Source organism: Micromonospora desertarenae, from assembly GCF_056150265.1.
Map to the genome: position 1 here is coordinate 497,948 of NZ_JAXCFQ010000005.1, position 24,452 is coordinate 522,399.

General features: G+C 73.3%; 18 protein-coding genes and 2 pseudogenes. 6 read left to right on the forward strand and 14 right to left on the reverse strand.

The genetic code is table 11. The features are described 5' to 3' along the window. Nucleotides 1–11: 11 nt before the first annotated feature. The 3 genes from SM577_RS13915 to SM577_RS13925 form a co-directional block, all read right to left on the reverse strand. Nucleotides 12–989 (reverse strand): ABC transporter permease, encoded by a 978-nt coding sequence (locus tag SM577_RS13915; protein ID WP_302919438.1) that lies wholly within the window; start codon nucleotides 987–989, stop codon nucleotides 12–14. Next, nucleotides 982–1,908 carry an ABC transporter permease gene (locus SM577_RS13920; protein ID WP_088991976.1) on the reverse strand — a complete coding sequence of 309 codons (927 nt, stop codon included), beginning with the start codon at nucleotides 1,906–1,908 and terminating at the stop codon, nucleotides 982–984. Before SM577_RS13920 ends, SM577_RS13915 begins: the two co-directional genes overlap by 8 nt. Nucleotides 1,909–2,054: 146 nt before the next feature. Then, nucleotides 2,055–3,698: a peptide ABC transporter substrate-binding protein gene (locus tag SM577_RS13925; RefSeq protein ID WP_474587041.1), complete on the reverse strand. Its 1,644-nt coding sequence runs from the start codon at nucleotides 3,696–3,698 to the stop codon at nucleotides 2,055–2,057. Nucleotides 3,699–4,126: 428 nt separating this feature from the next. Between SM577_RS13925 and SM577_RS13930 the strand changes: the two are divergent. After that, a pseudogene (locus tag SM577_RS13930) lies at nucleotides 4,127–4,291 on the forward strand (PIG-L deacetylase family protein); the annotation flags it as partial. 158 nt (nucleotides 4,292–4,449) lie between these two features. Here SM577_RS13930 and SM577_RS13935 read toward each other — a convergent pair. The 3 genes from SM577_RS13935 to SM577_RS13945 all read right to left on the reverse strand — a co-directional run bounded on the left by SM577_RS13935 (nucleotide 4,450) and on the right by SM577_RS13945 (nucleotide 7,668). Continuing rightward, nucleotides 4,450–5,598, reverse strand: a complete 1,149-nt coding sequence (locus SM577_RS13935) for a thioester domain-containing protein (protein WP_302919441.1) — start codon at nucleotides 5,596–5,598, stop codon at nucleotides 4,450–4,452. A 187-nt stretch (nucleotides 5,599–5,785) separates the two neighbouring features. Then, nucleotides 5,786–6,472 (reverse strand): response regulator, encoded by a 687-nt coding sequence (locus tag SM577_RS13940; protein WP_302919442.1) that lies wholly within the window; start codon nucleotides 6,470–6,472, stop codon nucleotides 5,786–5,788. Then, nucleotides 6,472–7,668 (reverse strand): PspC domain-containing protein, encoded by a 1,197-nt coding sequence (locus tag SM577_RS13945; RefSeq protein ID WP_474579721.1) that lies wholly within the window; start codon nucleotides 7,666–7,668, stop codon nucleotides 6,472–6,474. The genes SM577_RS13940 and SM577_RS13945 overlap by 1 nt, the downstream gene beginning before the upstream one ends. A 241-nt stretch (nucleotides 7,669–7,909) precedes the next feature. Here SM577_RS13945 and SM577_RS13950 point away from each other — a divergent pair, with 241 nt between their 5' ends. The 3 genes and pseudogenes from SM577_RS13950 (at nucleotide 7,910) to SM577_RS13960 (ending at nucleotide 11,560) form a co-directional block, all read left to right on the forward strand. After that, a complete protein-coding gene (locus tag SM577_RS13950) occupies nucleotides 7,910–9,532 on the forward strand; it encodes a PspC domain-containing protein (protein WP_474587042.1) in 1,623 nt (540 codons plus the stop codon). Further along, nucleotides 9,529–9,806: pseudogene (locus SM577_RS13955) on the forward strand (hypothetical protein); the annotation flags it as partial. The gene SM577_RS13950 and the pseudogene SM577_RS13955, both read left to right, overlap by 4 nt. Before the next feature lie 506 nt (nucleotides 9,807–10,312). Next, on the forward strand, nucleotides 10,313–11,560 hold the full coding sequence (locus tag SM577_RS13960) for a phosphatidylserine decarboxylase (RefSeq protein WP_302919444.1): 1,248 nt from the start codon (nucleotides 10,313–10,315) through the stop codon (nucleotides 11,558–11,560). 56 nt (nucleotides 11,561–11,616) lie between these two features. Here SM577_RS13960 and SM577_RS13965 read toward each other — a convergent pair whose 3' ends face one another. From SM577_RS13965 to SM577_RS13975, 3 genes are all read right to left on the reverse strand, one after another. Then, entirely contained in the window at nucleotides 11,617–12,537 is a 921-nt protein-coding gene (locus SM577_RS13965) for a CDP-alcohol phosphatidyltransferase family protein (protein ID WP_302919445.1), read from the reverse strand. Between the two features lie 486 nt (nucleotides 12,538–13,023). Next, entirely contained in the window at nucleotides 13,024–13,935 is a 912-nt protein-coding gene (locus SM577_RS13970; protein WP_474587075.1) for an NUDIX hydrolase, read from the reverse strand. Nucleotides 13,936–14,046: 111 nt separating this feature from the next. Continuing rightward, complete coding sequence (locus SM577_RS13975; protein WP_302919446.1) at nucleotides 14,047–14,994, reverse strand: NUDIX domain-containing protein; 948 nt, start codon at nucleotides 14,992–14,994, stop codon at nucleotides 14,047–14,049. Between the two features lie 144 nt (nucleotides 14,995–15,138). Between SM577_RS13975 and SM577_RS13980 the strand changes: the two genes are divergently transcribed. Continuing rightward, nucleotides 15,139–15,474, forward strand: coding sequence for a PspC domain-containing protein (locus SM577_RS13980; RefSeq protein WP_302919447.1), 336 nt, complete (start codon nucleotides 15,139–15,141; stop codon nucleotides 15,472–15,474). A 7-nt stretch (nucleotides 15,475–15,481) separates the two neighbouring features. Here the strand turns inward: SM577_RS13980 and guaA are convergent, their stop codons facing one another. Next, nucleotides 15,482–17,035, reverse strand: coding sequence for a glutamine-hydrolyzing GMP synthase (gene guaA / locus SM577_RS13985; RefSeq protein WP_474587043.1), 1,554 nt, complete (start codon nucleotides 17,033–17,035; stop codon nucleotides 15,482–15,484). Nucleotides 17,036–17,217: 182 nt separating this feature from the next. Beyond that, on the reverse strand, nucleotides 17,218–18,915 hold the full coding sequence (locus SM577_RS13990; protein ID WP_302919449.1) for an FAD-dependent oxidoreductase: 1,698 nt from the start codon (nucleotides 18,913–18,915) through the stop codon (nucleotides 17,218–17,220). Between the two features lie 142 nt (nucleotides 18,916–19,057). On the opposite strand from SM577_RS13990, the gene SM577_RS13995 reads away from it, so the two are divergent. Continuing rightward, entirely contained in the window at nucleotides 19,058–20,185 is a 1,128-nt protein-coding gene (locus SM577_RS13995) for an LCP family protein (RefSeq protein WP_302919450.1), read from the forward strand. Nucleotides 20,186–20,253: 68 nt separating this feature from the next. Here SM577_RS13995 and SM577_RS14000 read toward each other — a convergent pair whose 3' ends face one another. From SM577_RS14000 to SM577_RS14010, 3 genes are all read right to left on the reverse strand, one after another. After that, nucleotides 20,254–21,708 carry a M1 family metallopeptidase gene (locus SM577_RS14000; RefSeq protein WP_474587044.1) on the reverse strand — a complete coding sequence of 485 codons (1,455 nt, stop codon included), beginning with the start codon at nucleotides 21,706–21,708 and terminating at the stop codon, nucleotides 20,254–20,256. Nucleotides 21,709–21,835: 127 nt separating this feature from the next. Then, nucleotides 21,836–23,248 carry a M1 family metallopeptidase gene (locus SM577_RS14005; protein ID WP_474587045.1) on the reverse strand — a complete coding sequence of 471 codons (1,413 nt, stop codon included), beginning with the start codon at nucleotides 23,246–23,248 and terminating at the stop codon, nucleotides 21,836–21,838. A 51-nt stretch (nucleotides 23,249–23,299) separates the two neighbouring features. Next, nucleotides 23,300–24,418, reverse strand: a complete 1,119-nt coding sequence (locus SM577_RS14010) for a GuaB3 family IMP dehydrogenase-related protein (protein WP_088991960.1) — start codon at nucleotides 24,416–24,418, stop codon at nucleotides 23,300–23,302. Between the last annotated feature and the right edge of the window lie 34 nt (nucleotides 24,419–24,452).

A 24,452-nucleotide genomic window follows, 5' to 3' on the forward strand; every position in this document is an offset into this window, starting at 1 on the left:
CTGAATCGCCCCTAGCGGAGTTTCGGATCGAGGGCCTCGCGGACCGCCTCGCCGAGCATCACGAAGCTCAGCACGGCGGTGACGAGGAACGCGGCGGGGAAGAAGAGCAGGAACGGCGAGACGCGGATGTACTGCTGCGCCTCACTGATCATGATGCCCCAGGACACCACCGGGGTCTTCAGGCCGACGCCCAGGAAGGACAGCGTCGCCTCGGCGCCGATGAACGAACCCACCATGATCGTGCCGTACACCAGCAGCGGCGCCAGGCAGTTCGGCAGCAGGTGCTTCAGGATGATCCGGCCGGTGCCGGCACCCAGCGCCCGCGCGGCCACGATGTAGTCCGCCTCCTTGGTGGCCAGCACCGAGGAGCGCATCAGCCGCATCACCACCGGCCAGCTCAGCACCGTCAGGGAGAGGATCACCAGACCCATGATCTCCGGGGTGCTGTTGTCGGTGCCCGAACCGTTGAAGGTGGTCAGGATGACGATCGCGCCGAGCACGAACGGCAGGCCGAAGAAGACATCGGCGATCCGGGACAGCAGGCCGTCCACCCAGCCGCCGCGGTAGCCGGCGATGATCCCCATGGTGCCGCCGATCAGCAGCGTGCCGGCCACCGACAGCACCGCCACCACGATCGAGGCGCGGGCGCCGTAGATGACCCGGGCGTACACGTCGCGGCCCTGCACGTCGTAGCCGAACCAGCCGTCGGCCCCCGGCTCCACCCGGCTGCGCGACAGCGCGCCGTTGACCGGGTCGCCGTTGGTGAACAGCGACGGGAACGCCGCCATCACCAGGAAGATCACGATGAACGTGGCCGAGATCCAGAACAGCGGCTTGCGACGCAGATCCTGCCAGGCGTCACCGAGCAGACCCCGCGGCTTCTCCTTGCGGGCGTTCTCCGGCAGCCCCGCGTCGGCCGGCGCGCCGATCTGGCTCGGCTGCTCGGCACGGGGGGTGCTGACGATCGATGCGGTGCTCGGGTCACTCATAGCGGATCCTCGGGTCCAGGGCGGCGTAGAGCAGGTCGACCAGCAGGTTCATCAGCAGGTAGACCAGCACCAGGACCACCACGATGGAGACAACGGTAGCGCTCTCCTTGGTGACGATCGCTCGGAAGACCTGGCGACCGATCCCGTTGATGCCGAAGATGCCCTCGGTGACGATGGCGCCGCCCATCAGGGCGCCGAGGTCGGTGCCGAGCAGCGTGACGACCGGGATGAGGGAGTTGCGCAGCAGGTGCACCCCGACCACCCGGCGCATCGGCAGGCCCTTGGCGATCGCCGTGCGCACGTAGTCGGCCCGCCGGTTCTCGGCGATGCTCGTCCGCGACACCCGCGCGATGTAGGCCATGGAGGCGCTGCCCAGTACGAAGCCGGGCACGATCAGCTCGGAGATCCGCATCTCGTTGGAGACGGTCGGCTTGACGATGCCCCACTGCACACCCAGCACCCACTGGAGCACGAAGCCGATGACGAAGACCGGCAGCGCGATCAGGAACAGGGTGGAGACGAGAACCAGGTTGTCCAGGAACCCGTTGCGACGCAGGCCGGTCAGCACGCCCGCGGTGAGACCGATGAGGGCCTCGATGGCGAGGGCGACCACGGCCAGCTTCAGCGTGTTCGGGTACGACGTGGCGATGATGTCGCCGATCGGCCGGCCACCGAAGGTGGTGCCGAAGTCGCCCTGGAACAGGTTCTGCATGTAGTTGCCGTACTGGACGAAAATGTTCTCGTTCAGCTTGAACTTCTCGGTCATCATGTTGACGTACGCGTCCGGGCAAGCGCGCTCACCGCACTTGCCGGCGAACGGGTCGCCCGGCACCGACCACACGAGCCAGTAGATGAGGAACGTGGTGCCGATGAAGACCGGAATGAGTTGGAGCAGCCGTCTCAACAGATAACGGCCCATGGGGTGGTCCTCCAGACAGGGGGCGCGTCGGACGGCCGACACGGGGATGACAGACCTTGCGGGGAGATGTTGTAACACCTCCTCACGGAACGGCCCGGGTCGGGCCCACCGGTAGGTGAGCCCGACCCGGGGTCAGACCGTTCGGATCAGAGCTCGACCGAGGTGATGTCGAGCTCGCCGACGTTGGTCAGCTCGAGCTTCTTGATCTTCTCCGAGTGGCCGGACTGCTGGCCACCGAAGTAGATCGGCACCGACGGAACGTCCTGGTCGATGAGCTTGACCGCCTCGGCGAACTTGGCGTGCGAGGCCTCGAGGCTCGGCGCGCTGCTGGCCTCCTTGGCCAGGCGGTCGACCTCCTTGTTGCTGTACAGGCCGTCGTTCGAGGAACCACCGGTCACGTAGAGCGGGTTGACCCAGTTCTCCACGTCCGGGTAGTCCTGCTGCCAGCCGGCGCGGTACATGCCGGTCATCTTGTGGGCGTTGATGTTCTGGCGGAACACCGCGAAGGTCGGCACACCCTCGGCGACGGCGTCGATCTGCAGGTTGGTCTTGATCTGCTGGGCGACGGCCTCCATCCACTCCTTGTGGCTGGCGTCCGCGTTGTAGGCCAGGGTCAGCTTGCCCGAGAAGCCACCAGCCTCGGCCAGGAGCCGCTTGGCCTCCTCGGGGTTGAACTGGCAGGAGGTGCAGTTGCCCGGAGCGGCACCCGGGGTCAGCGGGTTGGCCCAGCTGTCGGCCGGCTTCCGGTTACCGAAGAAGATCTTGTCGCTGATCTCCTGGCGGTTGATCGACAGCGAGATCGCCTTGCGCAGCTTGGCGTTCTGGAAGCGCCTGTCGTAGATCGGGAAGGCGATGATGCCGGTCGACGGGGTGGTCGAGGAGATCGCCCGCTCGCCCAGGTCGGTCTTCCACTTGTCGCCCGCGAGCGAGGAGACCGGAACCTGCTGCATGAAGTCGATGTTGCCGGACAGCAGGTCGTTGTAGGCGGCCGTGTCGTCCTGGTAGATCTTGACGTTGACGTCCTTGATCTTCATCTTGTCGCGCAGCTGGTAGTCGTCGAAGCGCGTCAGCTTGATCATGACGTCGTCTTCCCACGACACGAACTTCACCGGGCCGTTACCGATCGGCTTGCGGCCGAACTCTTCCGGCTTCTGGGTGAAGAAGGCGTCCGGCAGCGGCATGAAGGTGCTGTAGCCGAGCTTGGTCGGGAACACGGCGGTCGGGGCCGCGAGGGTGACCTCGAAGCTCCAGTCGTCCAGGACCTTGAGGCCCTTCATCTCCTTGGCCGTCGGCTCGGGGGCCTTCTGCGGGCCCTCGGCGCCGTCCGGGTCCTCGGTGTGGACGTCGGTGAAGCCGTCGATGTCGGCGAAGAAGCTGCCGTTCTGGGCACCGTTCGGGGAGTACGCGCCCCAGTTCCAGGCGTCCACGAAGTTCTTGGCCTTGACGGGGGTGCCGTCGTGGAACTTCGTGTTCTCCTTGATCTTGATCTTGTAGACCTTGGAGTCGGTCGTCTCGATCGACTCGGCGAGAGCGTTCCGCGGAGCACCACCGTCGTTGGGGTACTCGACCAGGCCGGTCCACATCCAGTCGATGATCTTGCCACCACCGGTCTCGGTGGTGTTCGACGGCACCAGGGGGTTCTCCGGCTGGGTGCCTTCGATGGTGATCGCGCCGTCGGTGCTGGCGCCGGCGTCGCCGCCGTCGCTGTCGCTGCCCGAGCAGCCGGACGCGACGAGCGCGAAAGCCGCGCCCAGCGCGACCGCGCCCGTTGCCCGCTTCGAGACTCTCATTCCGAGGGGCCTCCTCTTTCTAACCTGGTTCGTCGTGGGTTTCACGCACGTTGGGGGGTGACGCCGCCGTCGGCTCCGCACGCGGGCCGCCGGTCCTACCGCAGAGAAATCGGGACACCCTGAGGTACCGATCCGCCGGGCCACCTCATCCATCGAGCTCGGCACGCGCACACGTCACGACCACCAACCGCACCGCTCGCGGTGCCGGAGGGTGGTCGCAGGTCGTACGGAGTGCCTCACGCGAGGGGTGAGGTGCTGCCACTGTGACACTCACTTGCCCGTTACGTGAAGGTGCCGTTATCAAGCCGTTAGTTGGTCGCCACGTTGCCGATACTTGAGAAAAGATCATGAAACAGCTCGGTGGCACCGCCCTGAGCAGCGAAGATACACCCACGCCGGGCGCTGCGACGAGCGCGCGCTGAGCGGTTGTGACCTTCCCCGCCCCGGCTCCGGCGCGCTCCGGAGTCAGCTCCGCGCTGGCCGTATTTGCCCATCCGGACGATACAGATTTCGGCTGTGCGGGCACAATAGCAAGCTGGGTGGACGAGGGCATCGAGGTGGCGTACCTCACGGCCACCCGGGGCGGCACGGGCCGCCGGCCGGCCACGGCCGCCACCGTCCGGTGCCCGAGTTACCCCCGATCGCCTGACATGGGGCAGGCGAGACCCCCGCTCGGACGACCAGCACGTCGACGGCCCCGGCGCCCGCCTGGGTGGGCGGGTGCCGGGGCCGGGATCGAGCCGCGGTCCGGTCAGGCGGTGAAGCGGACCTTGCGGCGGCGGACCACCAGGACGGTGACCGCGCCGGCGGCCAGCAGCACCAGGCCGGCGGTGATCGCGGTGGCGATCGGGGAACCGGTCAGCGGCAGGTCGCCGCCGTTGGAGGCCGGCGAGGTGGACGGCGCCGGGCTCTCGGCCGGAGCCGACGGCGACGGCGACTCGGCCGGCGTGCTCGGCGTCGGCGTCGGGCTCGGCGACGACGGGGCGGCGGTGAAGGTGGCGGCCGCCTTGGCGGTCACCGTCTCGTCGGTGCTGCCGCCCAGGATCAGCTTCTGCGCCTTGCCGCCGGTGTACAGGAAGACCCGGCCGAAGGAGACCGAACCCTTGGCGGACAGCGTGACCTCGACCTCACCGGCGTCCTCGGCGGTCAGCCAGAACTTGCCGCCGTTGGCGGTGGCGGTGACCGGCTTGCCCTCGGCGTCGACGGCCACGCCGCCGGTGACCTTGAGGGTGATCTCGCCGGCCGGGCCCTTCACCGTGAACGGGCCGGCCTTCTCACCGACGGTCGCCTTGGCGCTGGTCGGGTCCACGGTCAGCTCGGCCTTCGGCTCGGGCTGGTCGGTGGCGTTGGCCACCAGGTAGTCGTGCACCTTCTTGACCACGTCGTACTGCTGCTTGCCGAGCAGGCCCTTGTCCTTGACCCAGGCGCCCAGCTCGATGCCGTCGCTGAAGTGCCAGACGGCGGTCTGGGTGCCGAAGTAGAGCAGGTTGTTCCGCTTGACCTCGTCCAGGTTCGCCGGCATGGTGGCGCCGGCGGCCGCCAGCAGCTTGGCCGGGTCGGCGTTCGGGTAGCCGTGGGTGAGCACCCACTGCACCTTGCCGAGGTTCTTCACCTGGGACTCGTCCCAGGTGCCCTCGGCGTACTTGCCGTTGATCGCCACGTTGGTGTGGTAGTCGATGCAGAACGCGGGCAGGGTCTTCCCGTCGATCTTCAGCGCCAGGGCGCTGACCGGCTTGGCCTTGCCGTTGAGCAGCAGGGTGACCTTGCTGCCCGGAACCGACTTGGCCACGCCGGTGGCCGGCTCGGCGGCTGCCGGCGCGGCGAAGCCGAGCGCCAGCGCACCACCGGCGACGACGCCCAGGGCGATCCGGGCCCAGCGCCGTCCTCGTTGTCCGATCATGAGATGTGTACCTCTCCCCAGGGGTGACCCGCTCCGGGCGGGTTGCGTGGGCCGCCGTTCCCGCGGGATGCGCACCACCCGCGCGCGAGAACGCGACGGGGCATTATCAAACGCGAATTGATCGTTTGTCAGCCCCTGCGGGTCAGATCCGTGGCATCTGTCCGGATTGACGAGGAAGAGGAATAGGTCACACCAGACGACGATCGGCCGCCCAGCGGGACAATTCGTACCTATTGGACATCTGCAGCTTGCGGAGCACGTTCGACACGTGCGTCTCGACCGTCTTGATCGAGATGTAGAGCTCCTTGGCGATCTCCTTGTACGCGTACCCCCGGGCGAGCAGCCGGAGCACCTCGCGCTCCCGGTTGGTCAGCTGGTCCAGCTCCGGGTCGGCCACCGGCGCGTCCGGCCGGGCGGCGAAGGCGTCCAGCACGAACCCGGCCAGCCGAGGGCTGAACACCGCGTCGCCGTCGGCCACCCGGCGGATCGCCGCCGCCAGCTCGTCCGGCGAGATGGTCTTGGTGACGTAGCCCCGGGCGCCGGCCCGGATCAGCCCGATCACGTCCTCGGCGGCGTCGGAGACGCTCAGCGCCAGGAACTTCACCTGCGGGTGGGTACGCCGCATCGCGTCCAGCACCGCGCGGCCACCGCCGTCGGGCATGTGCACGTCGAGCAGGACCACGTCGGGCAGGGCGGCGGCGATCCGGCTGACCGCCTCGGCCACGGTGCTCGCCTCGCCCACCACCTCGACGTGCGCGCCCAACTCGGCGCGGACCCCCGCGCGGAACATGGCGTGGTCGTCGACGAGGAAGACCCGCAGCCGCTCCGCGCCGGCACCCGCTCCCTCGACCGGTTCCATCGACTGCTCGGTCATCACTTGTCCCTTTCCGCCGTGGACGAGTCCCGGGAGATCGGCAGGATCAACCGGACCTCGGTCCCCTCCCCCGGCTCGGACCGGATCTCCGCCCGGCCGCCGTGCCGCTTCATCCGCCCGATGATCGAGCCTCGGACGCCGTGCCGGTGATCCTCCACCGTATCCGGGTCGAAGCCCTTACCCCGGTCCCGGACGAAGACGCTGACCTGATCCGGCTCGACCTCCGCATAGAGGGAGACGGTCTGCACGCCCGCGTGCCGGGCCGCGTTCACCAGCGCCTCGCGGGCGGCCGCGACCAGCGCGCCGACCCGCTCGTCGGTCTCCCGGTCACCGACCACCACCGCCTCGACGGTGATCGCGAAGGTGTCCTCCACCTCGGCGGCGGCCTGCTCCAGCGCCGCGGCGAAGCGCTCGGTCGGCGAACCGGTCGGCTTGTAGAGCCAGTTACGCAGCGAGCGTTCCTGGCCCCGGGCGAGCCGCTGCACCGTCTTCACGTCGCCGGCGTTGCGCTGGATCAGGGCGAGGGTGTGCAGCACCTGGTCGTGCACCATGGCGGCCAGCTCGGCGCGCTCCTGCTCCCGTATCCGCCCCTCGCGCTCGGAGCGGAGCTGGTTGTACGTCCGCCAGAGCACCGGCGCCGCCACCACACCGACCCCGGCCAGGCCGACCAGCGCGAAGATCACGCCGTTGAGCACGGCGTCGAAGTTCTGCGCCGGGGAGTAGACAGCGGCGACGCCGATGATGCCGACCGCGACCAGCACCCCGCCGCCGATGAAGCGGAGCACGAACGCCCGCCGGTCGCTCTCCTCCACCACCGCGCCCAGCCACGGCACCGGCATCGACTCGCCCCACCGCTGCCGCCGCTCCGGAGCGGACTGGTGCCAGATCACCCCGGCGCCGACCGCGATGATCGCGACCAGCCAGCCGGCGGTGCCGGCCGCGCCGACCGAGTCGAAGACCATCACCTGGACCAGCAGCACGCCGAGGCCGATCGCCACGAACGGCAGCAGCTGGGCGACGTCGCGCCGGGGCGGCACCGCGGTGTCGCCCGGCCGCAGCGGCACCACCGCCCAGAACGCCGCGTAGAGCAGCAGGCCGAGCCCGCTCAGCCCGAGCAGCACCATGAAGGCGATCCGCACCCGGACCACCGAGATGCCGAGATGGTCGGCGATGCCCGCGGCCACCCCGGCGGCCATCCGGTGCTCCGGGGCGCGGTAGAGGCGCGGTGGCTGGGTCACGATGCTGATCGCAGGCTCCCTGGTCGGCTGGGCACGAGGCCGGGCGGCGGGCCGCTGCCGGCGCCGGTTCGATCGTCACACGCTGCGCCGCCGCCCGGCCACGGGGACGCCCCCGACATTCGGGGCGCCGGGATCTCAGGGTGGGGTCAGGGTCGGGTCCTGAGGCCGTCCGGGCGGTCGACGCAGCAGGATCGAGGGCATGACCGAGGAAGCTGCCCAGTCCCCCCGTCCCGGGGCGGCGCAGCCGGGTGGACCGCCACCCGCTGCCCCCGCCGGCGGGACCGCGTCCGGCACGTTCGGGACGCCGCCGCCGGTGGCCGCGCCGGGCGACGCCGGTGGCACCACGGGGACGCCACCGCCGGGCGCGGGGACGCCGCCACCCGGGCCGGGCGCGCCGCCACCGCCGGGCGCCGCCGGCTTCACCACGCGGTACGGGCTGGTGCGCCCGCGCGACGGCCGCTACCTGGCCGGCGTCTGCGCGGCGATCGGCCGGGCCACCAACACCGACCCGGTGCTGTGGCGGGTGCTGCTCGCGGTGCTCGGCTTCTTCGGCGGCATCGGCATCCTGGTCTACGTCACCGCGTGGCTGATCATCCCCGGCGAGGGCGACAGCGCCTCCCCGGTCGAGTCGATGCTGGGCCGGGGGCGCTCCAGCATGTCCCCGGTCACCGTGATCGTGCTCAGCATCCTGGTCGCGGTCAGCTTCGGCTACATCGTCACCGACGCGTTCCGCGCGGTGCTGCTCGGCGCGGCCATCCTGATCGGCGGCGCGCTGCTGCTGAACCGGGAGAACCAGGGCCGGCCGGCCGCGGCACCGGTTCCGCCCACTCCGGCGCCGCCGCCCGGTCCGGTCCCGCCGGTCAGCTACCCCGCCCCGGCCGCGACACCCGCCCCGGTGAGCGGTGCGCCGGGCGTTCCGCCGGCACCGCCGGTCTCCGGCCAGCCGGCCGAGGCCACCGCCGAGCTGCCCGCCTGGCCGCCGGCCCCGCCGGCCGCCCCGACGGTCGGGACACCGCTGGCCGGCCCGGCCACCGGCTGGCCGCCGGCCGCGCCCACCTCCGGCTGGCCCGCGCCGACCAGCGGGCAGCCGGTCACCGCGCCGCTGCCCCCGGCCGGCTACCGGCCCCCGTTCGCCCCGCACGGCCCGTACGCCGGGAAGCCGGTGCCGGCACCGAAGCCGCCCAAGCCACCGAAGCCACCGAAGCGGCCGCGCGAGCGGTCCCCGCTGGGCGCGGTGACGTTCTCGCTGATCTTCCTCGCCCTGGGCGTGGTCGCGGTGCTCGACCTGCTGGACGTCTTCGCCGTCGGCGCGTCCGCGTACTTCGCGGCGGCGCTGGCCACCATCGGTCTCGGCCTGCTGGTCGGCACCTGGTTCGGCCGGGCCCGCTGGCTGATCGCGCTCGGCCTGGTCACCGCCGCCGCGCTGGCCGTGGCCACCGTCGCCGAGTCGTACGACCGGGTGCGCGGCGTGGACGGCGCGGTGACCTGGTCGCCCACCGACTACCGCGACCTCGCCGTGCGGTACGAGAACAGCTTCGGCGACGCCGTGCTCGACCTGCGGGCGGTCGACTTCGACAAGAAGGACACCGAGATCACCGTGTCGATCAACTTCGGCGAGGCGACGGTGGTGGTGCCGCCGAACGTGGACGTCACCACGGTGGCCGACGTCAACGCCGGTGACGCGAACGTCTTCGGCCGGCGCTCGGGCGGGCTGGACGGCCCGCTGCGGGAGACCACGGACCTGGGCGCTGACGGACCCGGTGGTGGGAAGCTGCGCCTCTACATCCACGTCAACGCCGGCAACCTGGAGGTGACCCGGTGAAGGCCCACCGCACGGACGTCGTCTCGTTCGCCTTCGGGCTGATCTTCGTCGGGCTCGCCGCCTGGTGGCTGCTCGCCCAGCTGCTCGGGTTGGCGCTGCCGCCGGTGGGGTGGTTCCTGGCCGGCGCGCTGATCCTCGTCGGCCTGCTCGGCCTGGTCGGCGCGCTGCGCTCGGGCCGCTCCGCCAACCGGGAGGAGCCGCCGGGCACGCCCGCCACGGGCGAGCCGGCGACCGGCACCGACGCGACGGTCCTGGACCTGCCGGCGGTCGCCGACCGGCCGACCTCGGACGCGGGCGAGCCGAGCTGGCCGGAGGCGGGCGGATCGGCCTGGCCGACCGGCCGCTCCGAGTGGGAGGTGTCCGCCCCGATGTCCGGTGCCCCGGTGTCCGGCCCCGGCCGGGCCGGCCGGGACGAGGCCGACGAGTGGCCGACCGAGGCGGTGGCCGACCGGCCGGTGGAGGGCACCGAGGACCGCCCCGCCGACGAGTGGCCGACCGGTTCGGTCGCCGACCGGCCGGTCGAGGGCACCGAGGACCGCCGCGCCGACCGGGACCGGCCGGGTGAGGAGAACCCGGTCACCGAGGAGCGGCCCGCCGGGGCGCCGGTCACCGGGCCGCCGGCCGGCGACGAGCGGTCGCGCGGCTGACCGCGCCCGGTGCCGCCCCGGTCCGGGGCCGCCTATGCTGGCCGGTGGAGATTTCGCCTCCGCCGGCCGGCCCGCGCCGCCGTGGCGGTCCCGCCGCGATGCCCGTCGCTACCCCGTCAGGAGCCCGTCCGACATGACCCAGTCCCCCGCCGTGCGCACCCCCGGCCGGTCCGGTCCGGTCCGCATCGGCGAGCGAGCCGCCCGTACCCTCGTCGCCGAGCTCGCCCGGATCAACGACCCCAAGGCCGCCCTGCTGGTCGGCGCCGCCCCGGAGTCCGCGGTGCTGGCCGCCGCGATCGAGGCGCTGCTGCCCGGTGACACGCTCACCCTCGTGCCGGCCGGCACGGCCGACTCCGCGGGGCTGCGGGAGCACGTCACCGCCCAGGGCCGGTGGGTCGCCGAGCGGGTCCGGGTGGTGGACACGCTCGCCGAGGCCGAGCCCGCCGCCGTGGTGGTCGCGGGCGAGGCGTTCGTCGGCACCGCCGACGAGGCCCGTACCAGCATCGAGTCCCTGACGAAGTACCTCGCCGACGGCGGGGTGCTCAGCGTGGCCACCGCCCCGGGCCGCACCGCGGGCGCGACCGCCGAACTCGACCGGCAGAGCGCGCTGTACGGCGTCGGCACCGACCTGGTGCTGCGGAACAACCCGCCGGTGCGGGTGCACCGGCTGCGCTTCACCCCGGCCGACGTCGCGGCGGCGGAGCGGCTGGCCCCGGCGTACCGCCCGTCCAGCGTGCCGCTGACCCGGACCATGCACATCGACTCGAACGGGGTGGCCGCGGCCGGCATCACCCTCGGGCTGGCCGCGCTGGCCCGCGTCGCGCGGCCGAAGTCGAAGCTCTGGCTGCTGCCGGCGCTGGCCGCCGCTCCGGTGGCGGCGTTCTTCCGCGATCCGGAGCGGGACGTGCCCGAGGACCCGTCGGCCGTGGTCGCCAGCGCGGACGGCCAGGTGCTGTCGGTGCAGCGGCTGCACGACGAGCGCTTCGGCGACGGCGAGTGGCTGCGCGTCGCGGTCTTCCTGTCGGTGCTGGACGTGCACGTCAACCGGTCGCCGGTGGCCGGCAAGGTGGTCGACTACTTCGTCGCCGACGGCGGCTTCGTCAACGCGATGAAGCCGGACGCCGAGCACAACGTGGCGGCGTACACGGTGCTGGACACCACCCGCGGCACGGTCGTGGTGGCGCAGCGGACCGGGCTGATCGCCCGCCGGATCGTGCAGCGGGCACCGGTCGGCACGCTGCTGGCCCGGGGCGAGCGCTTCGGGCTGATCCGGTTCGGCTCGCGGACCGACGTCTACCTGCCCGCCGAGGCCGCCGAGCCACTGGTCGGCCCGGGCGACAAGGTGGTCGGCGGGTCGACGGTCATCGCCCGCTGGCGCTGAGCAGACGACGAAGGGGGCGCCGCTGGTGGCGGCGCCCCCTTCTCGCTTGTCCGGGGTCAGGCGGTACGGCGCTGGCGCAGCCAGAGCACCGGGCCGCTGACCAGGTAGCCGACCACGACCAGGGCGAAGGTCAGCCGCACGTCGACCAGCGCGCCGATCACCGGGGCCAGCCACACCCACGGCGGCAGCTTGACCAGCCGGGCGAGCTTGGCGTACGGGAAGCTGGAGACCATCGTGAAGGCCAGCACGGCCACCCCGGCCACCAGCACCGGGCCCGGCACGGGCAGCCCGATGGCGACGGTCAGCGCGAGCACCGCGGCGGCCATGGTGGTGGGCACCCCGCAGAAGAACCGGCCGTCCTTGGGCGAGACGTTGAACCGGGCCAGCCGGATCGCCGCACACGCGGCGACCAGCGCGCAGGCCACCGCGGCGGCCGGCGTGGAGACCGACCCGGCGAGTGAGGCGTAGACCACCACCGGGGCGGCGAGGCCGAACGAGCACATGTCGGCCAGCGAGTCCATCTGCGCGCCGAACGGGCTGGCCACGCCGAGCTTGCGGGCCAGCGCGCCGTCCAGCCCGTCGAAGGCGACGCAGGCGATCAGGCAGAGCGCGGCCACCCGCACCTCGCCCTGCATGGCGAGGAAGATCGCCAGCATGCCGAGCATGAGGCTGGCCAGGGTGCACGCGTTGACCACCGCGAACTTCATCCGGCGGGCGGCCGTCCGCTCGCCGGGCAGCAGCGGGATCGACATCGAGGGCGACTCGTCGACCGGCGCGGCGGGCGCGAGGGCCGGGCTGACCGGCATCACCGCCTCGACCTGGGCTCGACGGATCCGGCTCAGGCCGTAACGGCGACCGGGTCGATCGGCGTAACGGTGCTCCGGTAGCGCGACGTCGGTGGCGGACTGGGGGCCGCCGTCCCGGCGACCCACCCGGACCAGCAGCACCTGGCGGGCGAACGTGCTGCTGCGGCGCAACGGGCCCGCCCAGCGACGCCCTGCGGGGCGCGGACTGTCAGTCGTACGACGCCGGCGCCATGGGGCTCTCGGCACGTTTCCTCCATCACCGGATCGGCTGGCCGCCGCGAGGGCGGGGGCGTCCGGCTGTCTCTTGCCGGACCGCTTCGGCCCGGCAGCCGTTTTGCGGAGTACACCATCGCATAGGGGAACGGGGATTGGCGATAGCTGCCGGCGGTACTTATATCTCCCTTAAACCGCTCGAACCGCTCTCTTATTCCCATCCCGGGCTCCATCGCCCGTTTCCTCCACCAACCCCACCCCGACTGTACCGGAGCGTGCCCACCTCAGCTCGGCGAGCGGGTGCTGTCCACCCGGTTGTCCGGTTCCCGCAGCCCGGCGACGATCCGCCGGGCGCCCCCGGCCGCGCCGGGCGCCCCCGGCCGCGCCGGTCCGCGCCCGGTCAGCGCCCCGGACCGGGCCGGTCCGCGCCCCGGTCCGCGCCGGTCAGCGACCCGGGCGCGGGACCACCTTGGCGGCGATCTCGGTGAGCGGCAGCCCGGCCAACTGGTCGGGGGCGAACCAGGCGGCCCGGGCGGTGGAGCCGCCGGCCAGCTCGGTCACCCGCGCCTCGGTGGGCGCGTCCACCGCCACCCGGTAGATCACCCGGACGCCGTGCCAGTCCAGCGGGCGGCCCTCCGGGCCGAGGGCGGCGGGGTTGTGCAGGTTGTCCACCCCGATCAGCTCGACCACCCGGCCGAGCTGGCCGCCCTCCTCGACCAGTTCCCGCAGCAGCGCGGCGACCGGCTGCTCGCCGTGGTCGGTGCCACCGCCGGGCAGGTGCCAGCGGCCCGCCCCCGGGTAGCCGTCCGCGATCATCGTGAGCAGCACCCGCCCGGTCGGGTCGGTCACCAGCCCGTACGCCCCGAAGCGCAGCCGCCGGTCCGCCGGTGGCGGGCCGGCCTGCTCGGCCGGCAGTGATCGGGGCAGGTCGGGCGGCAGGGGCGACACGGGCACGCCGAGCAGTTCGGCGGTGAACGGCATCAGGGGCACCTCGGCCGCCTCGGCCGGGGTGAACCAGCCGATCTCGTCGCTGCCGCCGGCCGGCTCCGGCCGGGCCTCGCCGCCCCGCACCACCACGTCGAACACCAGCCGGTCGGTGTGCACCGCGACACCGGCGTCAGGGAAGGTGGTCACGTCCGCCAGGACGGCTCGCAGCCCGGTCACCTCGACCGTGAGGCCGGTCTCCTCGGCGAACTCGCGGACCACGGCGTGCGCCGGGTGCTCCGCGTGCTCCACCCCGCCGCCCGGCAGCTGCCAGACCCCCGGGTACGGGCCCGCGGCCGACCCCCGCGCCAGCACCACCCGCCCGGCGTCCTCGCACACCCCGTATGCCCCCACCCGCCGCGCTTCCCGCACCACCCGCCGCTCCCCCACACCGGCTCCACCCCGTCGATCATGAGGTTAGCGGCACCGGGGGCGGCGTGCCGGCCGGTCAACCTCATGATCAACGGGCGGGGGTGGCCCAGGTCAGGCGAGGCGGGCGGCCTGGACGGCTTCGGCGGTGACCTCGGTGAGGCGGTCGGTGGGCAGGGCGCCCAGCTCGGCCGGGGCGAACCAGCGGGCCTCGCAGGTGGAGCCGCCGACGTCGGCGACCGTGGGCGGGGCGGGCTGGTCGACCACCACCCGGTAGAACGCGCGGACGCCGTGCCAGTCGATCGGGTAGCCCTCCGGGCCGAGCGAGGCGGCGTCGCGGTGACTGGCCACGCCGAGCAGCTCGACCAGCCGGCCGGTCTGCCCGGTCTCCTCGACCAGCTCCCGGATCAGCGCCGCGCCCGGCTGCTCGCCGTAGTCGGTGCCGCCGCCGGGCAGGTGCCAGCAGCCGGCGCCGGGGTAGCCGTCGGCCACCCGGGTGAGCAGCACCCGCCCCTCCGGGTCGGTGCAGACCGCGTACGCGGCGAAGCGCTGCGCCCGGTGCAGCCCGTCCGGGCCGGGCACCGCGTAGAACGAGGGGAACTCCGGCGGCTCGTCCGGCACCACGTCGGCCGAGGAGGCGGGCAGGCCGAGGGCGCGCGCGGTGAACGAGCGCAGCGGCAGCTCGGCGGCCTCCTCGCGGGTGAACCAGCGGGCCAGGTCGGTCGGCCGGCCGACCCGGTCGGTGAGCGTCCCGCCGCGGACCGAGACCCGGTAGATCAGCCGGTCGGTGTGGATCGTGATGCCCCGCTCGGGCAGCGCCCGCATGTCGGCCAGCACGTCGTCGAGGCCGTCGACGGTGACCGAGAGGCCGGTCTCGGCGGCCGTCTCCCGGACCACCGTGTGGTTCGGGTCCTCGCCGTGGTCGACCGCCCCACCGGGCAGCGACCACGTGCCCGGTGTGCCGGACCGCTCCGACGCGCGGACCAGCAACACCCGGTCGAGCGGGTCGGCACAGACTGCGTATGCCGCGATCCTGCGAAGCGGCGTGAGCGTGGTGGTCACGGGAGGAAATTCTCCCCGGCGCCGGTTACCGGCATCGAAAAGAGTCAGATTCCTGACTCAAGTCTCCCGAATCAGGGGCCGGTCAGGGTAAGGCTCCGGGCGGTCACCGAGGTCGATCCGGCCGCCCGCGCGGAGGGTTGAGGCATGACACACACCAGCCCTCCCCAGGCCCCGTACAAGCAGCTCCGCCGCCCGACCACCGACCGGATGGTGGCCGGGGTGGCCAGCGGCCTCGGCCGCTACTTCGCCGTCGACCCCACCCTGGTGCGGGTCGTCTTCGCCGTCACCGGTCTGCTCACCGGCGGGCTCGCGCTGCTCGCGTACCCGATCATGTGGTTCCTGATGCCCGAGGAGCCGGCCGACGCGCCCGCCTGGCCGCACCCGGCGGAGGCCGCGCCACCCACCGTGCCGCAGCCCACCGCCGCGCCGACCACCGTGGTGCCGCCGGCCTACCCGCCGGCCGCGCCCCCGGCCGGGTGAGCCGGGGTCACTCCCACTCGATGGTGCCCGGCGGCTTGCTGGTCACGTCCAGCACCACCCGGTTGACCTCGGCGACCTCGTTGGTGATCCGGGTGGAGATCCTCGCGACCACCTCGTACGGCAGCCGGGACCAGTCGGCGGTCATCGCGTCCTCGCTGGAGACCGGGCGCAGCACCACGGGATGCCCGTAGCTGCGCCCGTCGCCCTGCACCCCGACGCTGCGCACGTCGGCCAGGAGCACCACCGGGAACTGCCAGACGCCCCGGTCCAGCCCGGCGGCGCTCAGCTCCTCGCGGGCGATCAGGTCGGCCCGGCGCAGCACGTCCAGCCGCTCCCGGTCCACCGCGCCGATGATCCGGATGGCCAGGCCCGGCCCCGGGAACGGGTGCCGCCAGACCATCGCCTCGGGCAGGCCGAGCTGGAGGCCGAGCGTGCGGACCTCGTCCTTGAAGAGCGTGCGCAGCGGCTCGACCAGGGCGAACTTCAGGTCCTCCGGGAGGCCGCCGACGTTGTGGTGGCTCTTGATGTTGGCGGTGCCGGTGCCGCCGCCGGACTCCACCACGTCCGGGTAGAGGGTGCCCTGCACCAGGAACTCGACGTCGCCGTGCGCGGCGACCTCGCGGGCGGCGGCCTCGAAGACCCGGATGAACTCCCGGCCGATGATCTTGCGCTTCTGCTCCGGGTCGGTCACCCCGGCCAGCGCGCCGAGGAACCGGTCGGCGGCGTCGACCACCTTGAGCTTGATGCCGGTGGCGGCGACGTAGTCCTTCTCCACCTGCTCGGCCTCGCCGGCGCGCAGCAGACCGTGGTCGACGAAGACGCAGGTGAGCTGGTCGCCGACGGCCTTGTGCACGAGCGCGGCGGCGACCGCCGAGTCGACCCCGCCGCTCAGGCCGCAGATGACCTCCTTGTCGCCGACCTGCTCGCGGATCCGGGCCACCTGCTCGTCGATGATGTTCTCCGCCGTCCAGGTGGGCTCGATGCCGGCGATGTCGTAGAGGAAGCGGCGGAGCATCTCCTGGCCGTGCGCGGTGTGCCCGACCTCCGGGTGGAACTGCACACCGGCCCGGCGGCCGGCCAGGTCCTCGAACGCGGCCACCGGCGCCCCCGCCGACTCGGCGGTCACCGTGAAGCCGGCCGGGGCCTCGGTCACGCAGTCGCCGTGGCTCATCCAGACCGGCAGGTCGTCCGGCAGCTCGCGGAGCAGCACGCCGGCCTCGGGGCGGGCGCGCAGCGGGGTGCCGCCGTACTCACGGTTGCCGGTGCGGGCCACCGTGCCGCCGAGGGCCTGGGCCATCGCCTGGAAGCCGTAGCAGATACCGAAGACCGGCACCCCGGCGTCGAACATGCCGGCGTCGATCTGCGGGGCGTCCGGGGCGTAGACGCTGGCCGGGCCGCCGGAGAGGATGATCGCCGCCGGGTTCTTCGCCAGCATCTCGGTGACCGGCATCGAGTGCGGCACGATCTCCGAGTAGACGTTGGCCTCGCGCACCCGGCGCGCGATGAGCTGGGCGTACTGGGCTCCGAAGTCCACCACGAGGACGGGGCGAGGCGTGCTCATGCGCAGAAAGCCTACCCACCGTCACGGCCCTTCCCGCCCACACCCCGCCGCACCACCCCCACCCGGTCCCGCCCCGCGCCCCACCCCGCCGCGATCTTGCGCTTTCCGCCCCCGTTCTGCGGCACGTGCGGCTTTTGCCCGGGCGGCAAGTGCAAGATCGCGGCGGTCGGGGCCGGGGTGGGTCAGGGGCGGAGGGCGCCGGGGGCGGTGGCCGGGACCGCGGGGTGGCGCGGGGGGATCGGGTCCAGGCGGCGGTAGGGGGAGCCGAGTGGGGGCCGGGGGTCCGGTTCGCCCTTGTTGGGCCAGAACGACATGGCGCGTTCGGCCTGGGCGGTGATGGTCAGCGAGGGGTTCACCCCGAGGTTCGCCGAGATCGCCGCGCCGTCCACCACGTGCAGCCCGGGGTGCCCGTAGACCCGGTGCCAGGGGTCGATCACCCCGTCGGCCGCCGTGGCGCCGATCACCGCCCCGCCCAGGATGTGCGCGGTCATCGGGATGTCGAACGGCTCGGTGAGCGAGCCGCCGGGCACCCCGCCGATCTCCTCGGCGAGCAGCCGGGCGGCGGTGTTGCCGGCCGGGATCCAGGTCGGGTTGGGGGTGCCGTGCCCGGGCCCGGAGACCAGCCGCCGGCCGAACGGGCCGCGCCGGAACCGGGTGGTCAGCGAGTTGTCCGCGGACTGCATGACCAGGGCGATCACCGTACGCTCCGACCAGCCGCGCACGCTCAGCATCCGGGCCGCCGTGCCGGGCTGGCGCAGCAGGATGCCCAGCCACCGGCGCAGCCGGTGCGGCCCGCCGTCGACCAGCAGCGACTGGAGCAGCCCCATGGCGTTGGAGCCCCGGCCGTAGCGGACCGGCTCGATGTGGGTCTGCGGGTCGGGGTGGAACGAGCTGGTGATCGCCACCCCCTCGGTGAAGTCGAGCCCCCGCTCCCGGGCCTGCCGGCGGGACACCGAGGCGCCGAGGATCGCCTCCGAGTTGGTCCGGGTCAGCTCGCCGAGCCGGGGCGAGAGCGCGGGCAGCGCGCCGGTGGCCTTCATCTCGTGCAGCAGCCGCTGGGTGCCGAGCGCGCCGGCGGCGAAGACCACCTGGTCGGCGTGGATCACCTGGCGGCGCCGGCGCAGCCAGGCCCCGGTGCGGACGGTCTGCACCGCGTAGCCGCCGTCCGCCGCCGGCCGGACCGCGGTCACCGTGGTCAGCGGGTGCACCTGGACGCCGAGCCGCTCGGCCAGCCAGAGGTAGTTCTTCACCAGCGTGTTCTTCGCACCCTGGCGGCAGCCGGTCATGCAGGAGCCGCAGTGCGTGCAGCCGGTGCGCTCCGGCCCGGCGCCGCCGAAGTAGGGGTCGGCCACCCGCTCGCCCGGCCGCCCGATGTGCACCCCGACCGGGGTGGCGTGCACTGTGTGCCCCACCCCCATCCGCTCGGCCACCGCCCGCATCGCCCGGTCCGCGCCGGTGACCATCGGGTACGTGGTGACGCCGAGCATCCGCTTCGCCTGGTCGTAGTGCCGGGCCAGTTCGTCGCGCCAGTCGGTGATGTCCCGCCACTGCGGGTCGGCGTAGAAGGCCGGCAGCGGCTCGTAGAGGGTGTTCGCGTAGACCAGCGAACCGCCGCCGACCCCGGTGCCGGAGAGCACCATCACCCCGCCGCCGGCCCGCCGGTCGGCCGGGCGCAGCAGGGTGATCCGTTGCAGGCCGTAGCAGCCGAGCCGCGGCGCCCAGAGGAAGCGGCGCAGCCGCCAGGAGGTCTGCGGGAACTCGTGGTCGGCGAATCGCCGCCCGGCCTCCAGCACGCCGACGGTGTAGCCCTTCTCGGCGAGCCGGAGCGCGGTGACGCTGCCGCCGAAGCCGGACCCGATGACGAGCACGTCGTACCGCATGGACGCATCATTACCGGTCAGTAGCTGTCGCGCCAGGGCCAGTTTTCGCGCGATCATGCACCCCGTCCACCGCCCCGCCGCCCCGGACGCAACCCGAGGCCACCGTCGGAGCGTCGAGTCAGGTACGGGGAGAGGGGTCGACATGGTCCTCCGATCGCGGACGCCACGGCGGCGCTGGCTGCTGGGGCTGGTGCTGCTCACCGCCGTGGTGCTGGTGGCGACGGCCGGCGTCGTGGTGACCCGGCTGGTCGGGGCCGACGGCGGGTCCGGCACGAGGGCAGCGGGCACGCCGAGCGCCACCCCGGCCGGCCCGCCGAGCGCCAGCGCCAGCCCGACCGGCCCACCGCCGGGCGCCGACATCACCGGCCCGCTCAACCTGCTGCTGGTCGGCGTGGACACCCGGGTCAGCGTGCCGGGCTGGGAGCCGCACGCCGACGCCGTCCTGGTGCTGCACGTGCCGAAGGGGCTGGGCCGGGCATACCTCTTCTCGCTCCCCCGCGACCTGGTGGTGGACATCCCGGCCTACCCCAAGGCCGGCTACCGGGGCGGGCGGACCAAGCTGACCCACGCGATGAGCTACGGCAGCCGGGTGCCGGGCAAGCCGAAGCAGCCGAGCACCGCGCAGGGGTACGAGTTGCTGCGCAGTGCCGTCAGCGGCTACACCGGGCTGCGCATCGACGCCGGCGCGGTGGTCACCTTCGGCGGCTTCGACAAGCTGGTGGACACCCTCGGCGGGGTGGACATCTACGTCGACCAGCGGGTGGCCTCCCGGCACCGCCGCCCGGACGGCCGGCACCGCGACCCGGCGCCGGGCGGCTACACCGGGCCGCAGATGGTCTACGAGAAGGGCCAGCGGCACCTGACCGGCTGGCAGGCGCTCGACTACGCCCGGCAGCGCTACCTCACCGGAGGCGACTACGCCCGGCAACGGCACCAGCAGCAACTGGTCCGGGCCCTGGTCCGGAAGATCCTCGACCAGGACCTGGCCCGGCAGCCGCAACGGGTCGAGCAGGTGGTCGCCGCGCTCGGCGACACGCTGGTCTACTCCGCGCTCGGCGGGCGGCGGATCGTCGACTTCGCGTACGCCCTCGGCGAGCTGCCGCCGGAGCGGTTCGTCCTGGTCGGGCTCCCGGGCGCGTCGGTCGGCCGGGGCAGCGGCTACCGGGGCGAGCAGCTCACCAAGGTCGGCCGGGACTTCCTCACCGCGCTGCGCGCCGGCCGCGCCGACGCCCACCTCGCCGAGCACCCGCAGCTGCGGGTCAAGACCTGACCCGGCCGCCCGGGCGGCAGCGCCGCGCGGGGGCACGGTGTTCGACGCCCGCCCGGGGTGGGCCGGGGTCAGAGTCGCTCGGGGCGGGCGGGACGCTCGGTGCCGTAGAGCCAGTCGTCGAAGAGGTCGTCCAGCCGCTCGCCGGAGATCCGCTCGGCCAGTGCCACGAACTGGGCGGTGCTGCCGTTGCCGTCCCGCTTCTCCGCCGCCCAGGTCTTGAGGATCTCGAAGAACGCCTTGTCGCCGACCGCCACCCGCAGCGCGTGCACGGTCATCGCGCCGCGCTGGTAGACCGACTCGCCGAACAGGTTCTCCACCCCCGGCCTGCCCGGCGGGGTCCGCCAGACCCGGCTGCTGGCGGCGGCGTACCGGGCGTCGAAGGTCCGCGCGGCGCTCCGCCCGCCGTCGTGCTCGGTCCAGAGCCACTCGGCGTACGTGGCCAGCCCCTCGTTGAGCCAGATGTCCTGCCACCTGGTCAGCGCCACGCTGTTGCCGAACCACTGGTGGGCCAGCTCGTGCGCGACCACCCCGGTGTTCTCGCCCTGCCGGAAGAAGGACGCGGCGTAGACCGGGCGGCTCTGCGTCTCCAGCGCGTACCGGATCCGGTCGTCGGAGACCACCACCCCGCCGTACGACTCGAACGGGTACGGCCCGAAGAGCCGCTCCAGGTAGTCGGCGACCTTCACCGTCTCGGCGATCGACCGGTCCGCCGCTCCCTCGGCGAGCTTCGTGGTGACCGCGTGGAACACCGGCCGTCCCTTGTGCTCGCCCCGGGTCAGCCGGAACTTCCCGATCGCCACCATGCTCAGGTAGCTCGCCATCGGGTTGCGCTCGGCCCACCTCCAGGTGGTCCAGCCGTCCGCGCTGCTCCGGCCCACCGGCACGCCGTTGCTCACCGCGGTCAGCCCGTCCGGCACGGTGATCTCGAAGTCGTAGCTGGCCTTGTCGGAGGGATGGTCGTTGACCGGGAACCAGGTGCTCGCCGACTCCGGCTGGCCGAGCGCGATGGCGCCGTCGGAGGTGTGCAGGAACCCGCCCTGGCCGAGGGCCTCGGTACGCAGCGGCTCCGGCTCGCCGTCGTAGCTGATCTCGGCGACGAAGCCGTTGCCGGCGATCAGGCCGCGGGCCGGGGTGACCACCAGTTCGTCGCCCTTGCGGGAGTGCCGGGCGGGGGCGGCGTCCACCGTCACCTCGCGCACGGTCAACCCGGCCAGGTCGAGGTTGAACGCGGACAGGTTCGCGGTCGCGGCGGCCTGCACGGTGGTGGTGCCGGTGAGCCGGTCCGTCGCCGGGTCGTAGCGCACCTTGACCGTGTACCGGCCGACGTCGTAGCCACCGTTGCCGTAGGTCGGGAAGTATTCGTCGCCCGCGCCGGCGCCGCCGGGCTTGAACTGCCGGGTGCTGCTCGGCGACGGGGCGGCCGAGTCGATCCCGGGCTCCGCCGGGGACCCGCACCCGCCCACGCCGAGCGCCCCGGTGACCAGCAGGCCGGTAACCAGCAGAACCCGCCGCGGCAGCGCCATCGCCTCGCCCCTCCCTGTGCCGACGGGCCGTCCCGCCGGCCGGTCCGGCCGGGCGGTGGCCACCGGCGGACCCGCGTCGCGGCCGGCCCGCCCGGCGGCAGCCTACCGACCGTCGATCAAGGACCCGTCACGGCAGGGCGGGGGCGCTGCCCCCGACCAGCCAGGCGTCGAAGAGCGGGCGCAGCGACCGCCCGGCGACCCGTTCGGCGAGCGCGATCAGGTCGGCGGTGGTGGCGTTGCCGTTGCGCCGCTCGGCGGTCCAGCTCCGCAGGATGCGGAAGAAGGTCTCGTCGCCGACGGTGCGGCGCAGCGCGTGCACGGCCAGCGCACCGCGCTTGTAGACGGCGGTGCCGAACATCTGCGTCGGTCCCGGGTCGACGGACGGGCGGGACCAGTCGGTGGCGGCGTACTGGAGCTCGAAGTTGCGCTGCGCGGTGCGGCCGCCGTCGTGCTCCTCCCACAGCCACTCCGCGTAGCTGGCGAACCCCTCGTTGAGCCAGATGTCCTGCCACTTCGTCAGCGCGACGCTGTTGCCGAACCACTGGTGGGCCAGCTCGTGGGCGACCACCCCGGTGTTGGGCCGGCCGCCGCGGAAGAAGCCCGGCCCGTACACCGGCCGCGACTGGGTCTCCAGCGCGTAGCCGATCCGGTCGTCGGTGACCACGATCCCGCCGTACGAGTCGAACGGGTACGGCCCGAAGCGGCTGGCCAGGAAGTCGGCGATCTCCCCGGTGCGGGCGAGCGAGGCGGCCTCCGGGCCGGTCGCCGGCAGGCCCGCCGGTACGGCGGTGACCATCGGCTTGCCGGCGTGGGTGCCGGTGCGCACCTGGTAGTCGCCGATCACCAGGGTGGTCAGGTAGCTGGCCATCGGTGCCCGCTCGGCCCAGCGCCAGGTGGTCCAGCCGTCGGCGGTGGTCTGCTCCCCCGGCACCCCGTTGCTCAACGCCTCCAGCCCCTCCGGCACGGTCACCTCGATGTCGTAGGTGGCCTTGTCGGACGGGTGGTCGTTGACCGGGAACCAGGTGGCCGCCGAGTGCGGCTGGCCGAGCGCTATCGCGCCGTCGGCGGTGTGCTGGAAGCCGCCGTTGCCCAGCACGCCGTCGGGGACCGGGGCGGGCACCCCGGCGTACTCGACCTCGACCGCGAACTGCCGGCCCTGCGGGATCCCGTCGGCCGGGGTGACCACCAGCTCGTCGCCGTCGCGCCGGTGCTCGGCGCGCTGCCCGCCGACGGTGACCGCGCTGACGTCGAGGCCGACCAGGTCGAGGGTGAACCGGGACAGCCCGTGACTGGCCGTGGCGGTGACCGTCGCGCGTCCGCTCAACCGGTCGGTCGCCGGGTCGTACCGGACCGCCAGCCGGTAGTGCGAGACGTCGTATCCGCCGTTGCCGGCGCCGGGCACGTACGGGTCGGCGAGGTCGGCGCTGCCCGGACGGAGGCCGTCGGGGTCGCCCTGCCGGTCGCCGGGGCAGCCGGTCAGCAGCCCGAGCACCGCCACGGTGGCCAGCGCCAGCGGGATCAGGTCACGAGTACGACGCACCGGCCGAGCCTATCGGCGCGGCCGGTGCGGGTGGCGTCTCTTGGCGGCGCGTCAGCGGTCGAGGACCAGGCCGACCTTCTGGAACTCCTTGAGGTCGCGGTAGCCGCACTTGGCCATCGCGCGGCGCAGCCCGCCGAAGAGGTTGAGCTGCCCGTCCGGCTCGTCGGCCGGGCCGAAGAGCAGCTGCTCCATCGAGCCGAGCGGCTCGCCGGCCACCTCGAACGCGCCGCGGGGCAGCGACGGGTGGCTGGCGGCGGAGTGCCACCAGGCGCCGCCGGCCGGCGCCTCGGTGCAGAGCGACAGCGGCTCGCCGAGCATCACCGCGTCCGCGCCGCAGCCCAGCGCCTTGGCGATGTCGCCGGAGGTCTGCAGGTCGCCGTCGGCGATCAGGTGCACGTACCGGCCGCCGGTCTCGTCCAGGTAGTCCCGCCGGGCCGCCGCGGCGTCCGCGATCGCGGTGGCCATCGGCACCCGGATGCCGAGCACCGACTCGGTGGTGGACCACTCGTCGCCGCCGATGCCGACGATCACGCCGGCCGCGCCGGTCCGCATCAGGTGCAGCGCGGTCTTGTAGTCGGTGCAGCCGCCGACGATGACCGGCAGGTCGAGGTCGGCGATGAACTCCTTGAGGTTGAGCGGCTCGTCGGTGGTCGACACGTGCTCGGCCGAGACGATGGTGCCCTGGATGACCAGGATGTCCACGCCGGCGTCCAGGATCACCGGGGCCAGCGCGAGGGTGTGCTGCGGGGAGACCCGGACGGCCACCGTCCCACCGCCGGCCCGCAGCTCGCGGACCCGCTCGGCGATCAGGTCCGGGCGGATCGGCTCGGCGTACACCTCCTGGAGCCGCTTGGTGGCGCGGGCGTCCTCGTCGAGCGCGGCCAGTTCCTCGAGCACCTTGGTCGGGTTCTCGTAGCGGGTCCACAGCCCCTCGACGTTGAGCACGCCGAGGCCGCCGAGCTGGCCGAGCCGGACCGCGGAGGCCGGGCTCATGGTGGCGTCGGAGGGGTGCCCGACGCAGGGGATGCCGAACTGGTAGGCGTCGAGCTGCCAGTTGGTCGAGACGTCGTCGACGTCCCGGGTGCGGCGGCTCGGCACGATGGCGATGTCGTCCAGGTGGTAGCCGCGTTGCGCGGTCTTACCCAGCCCGATCTCGACCACGTCACGCATGGGGGACTCCAGGTGTCTTCGGGGGTGGTGTGGT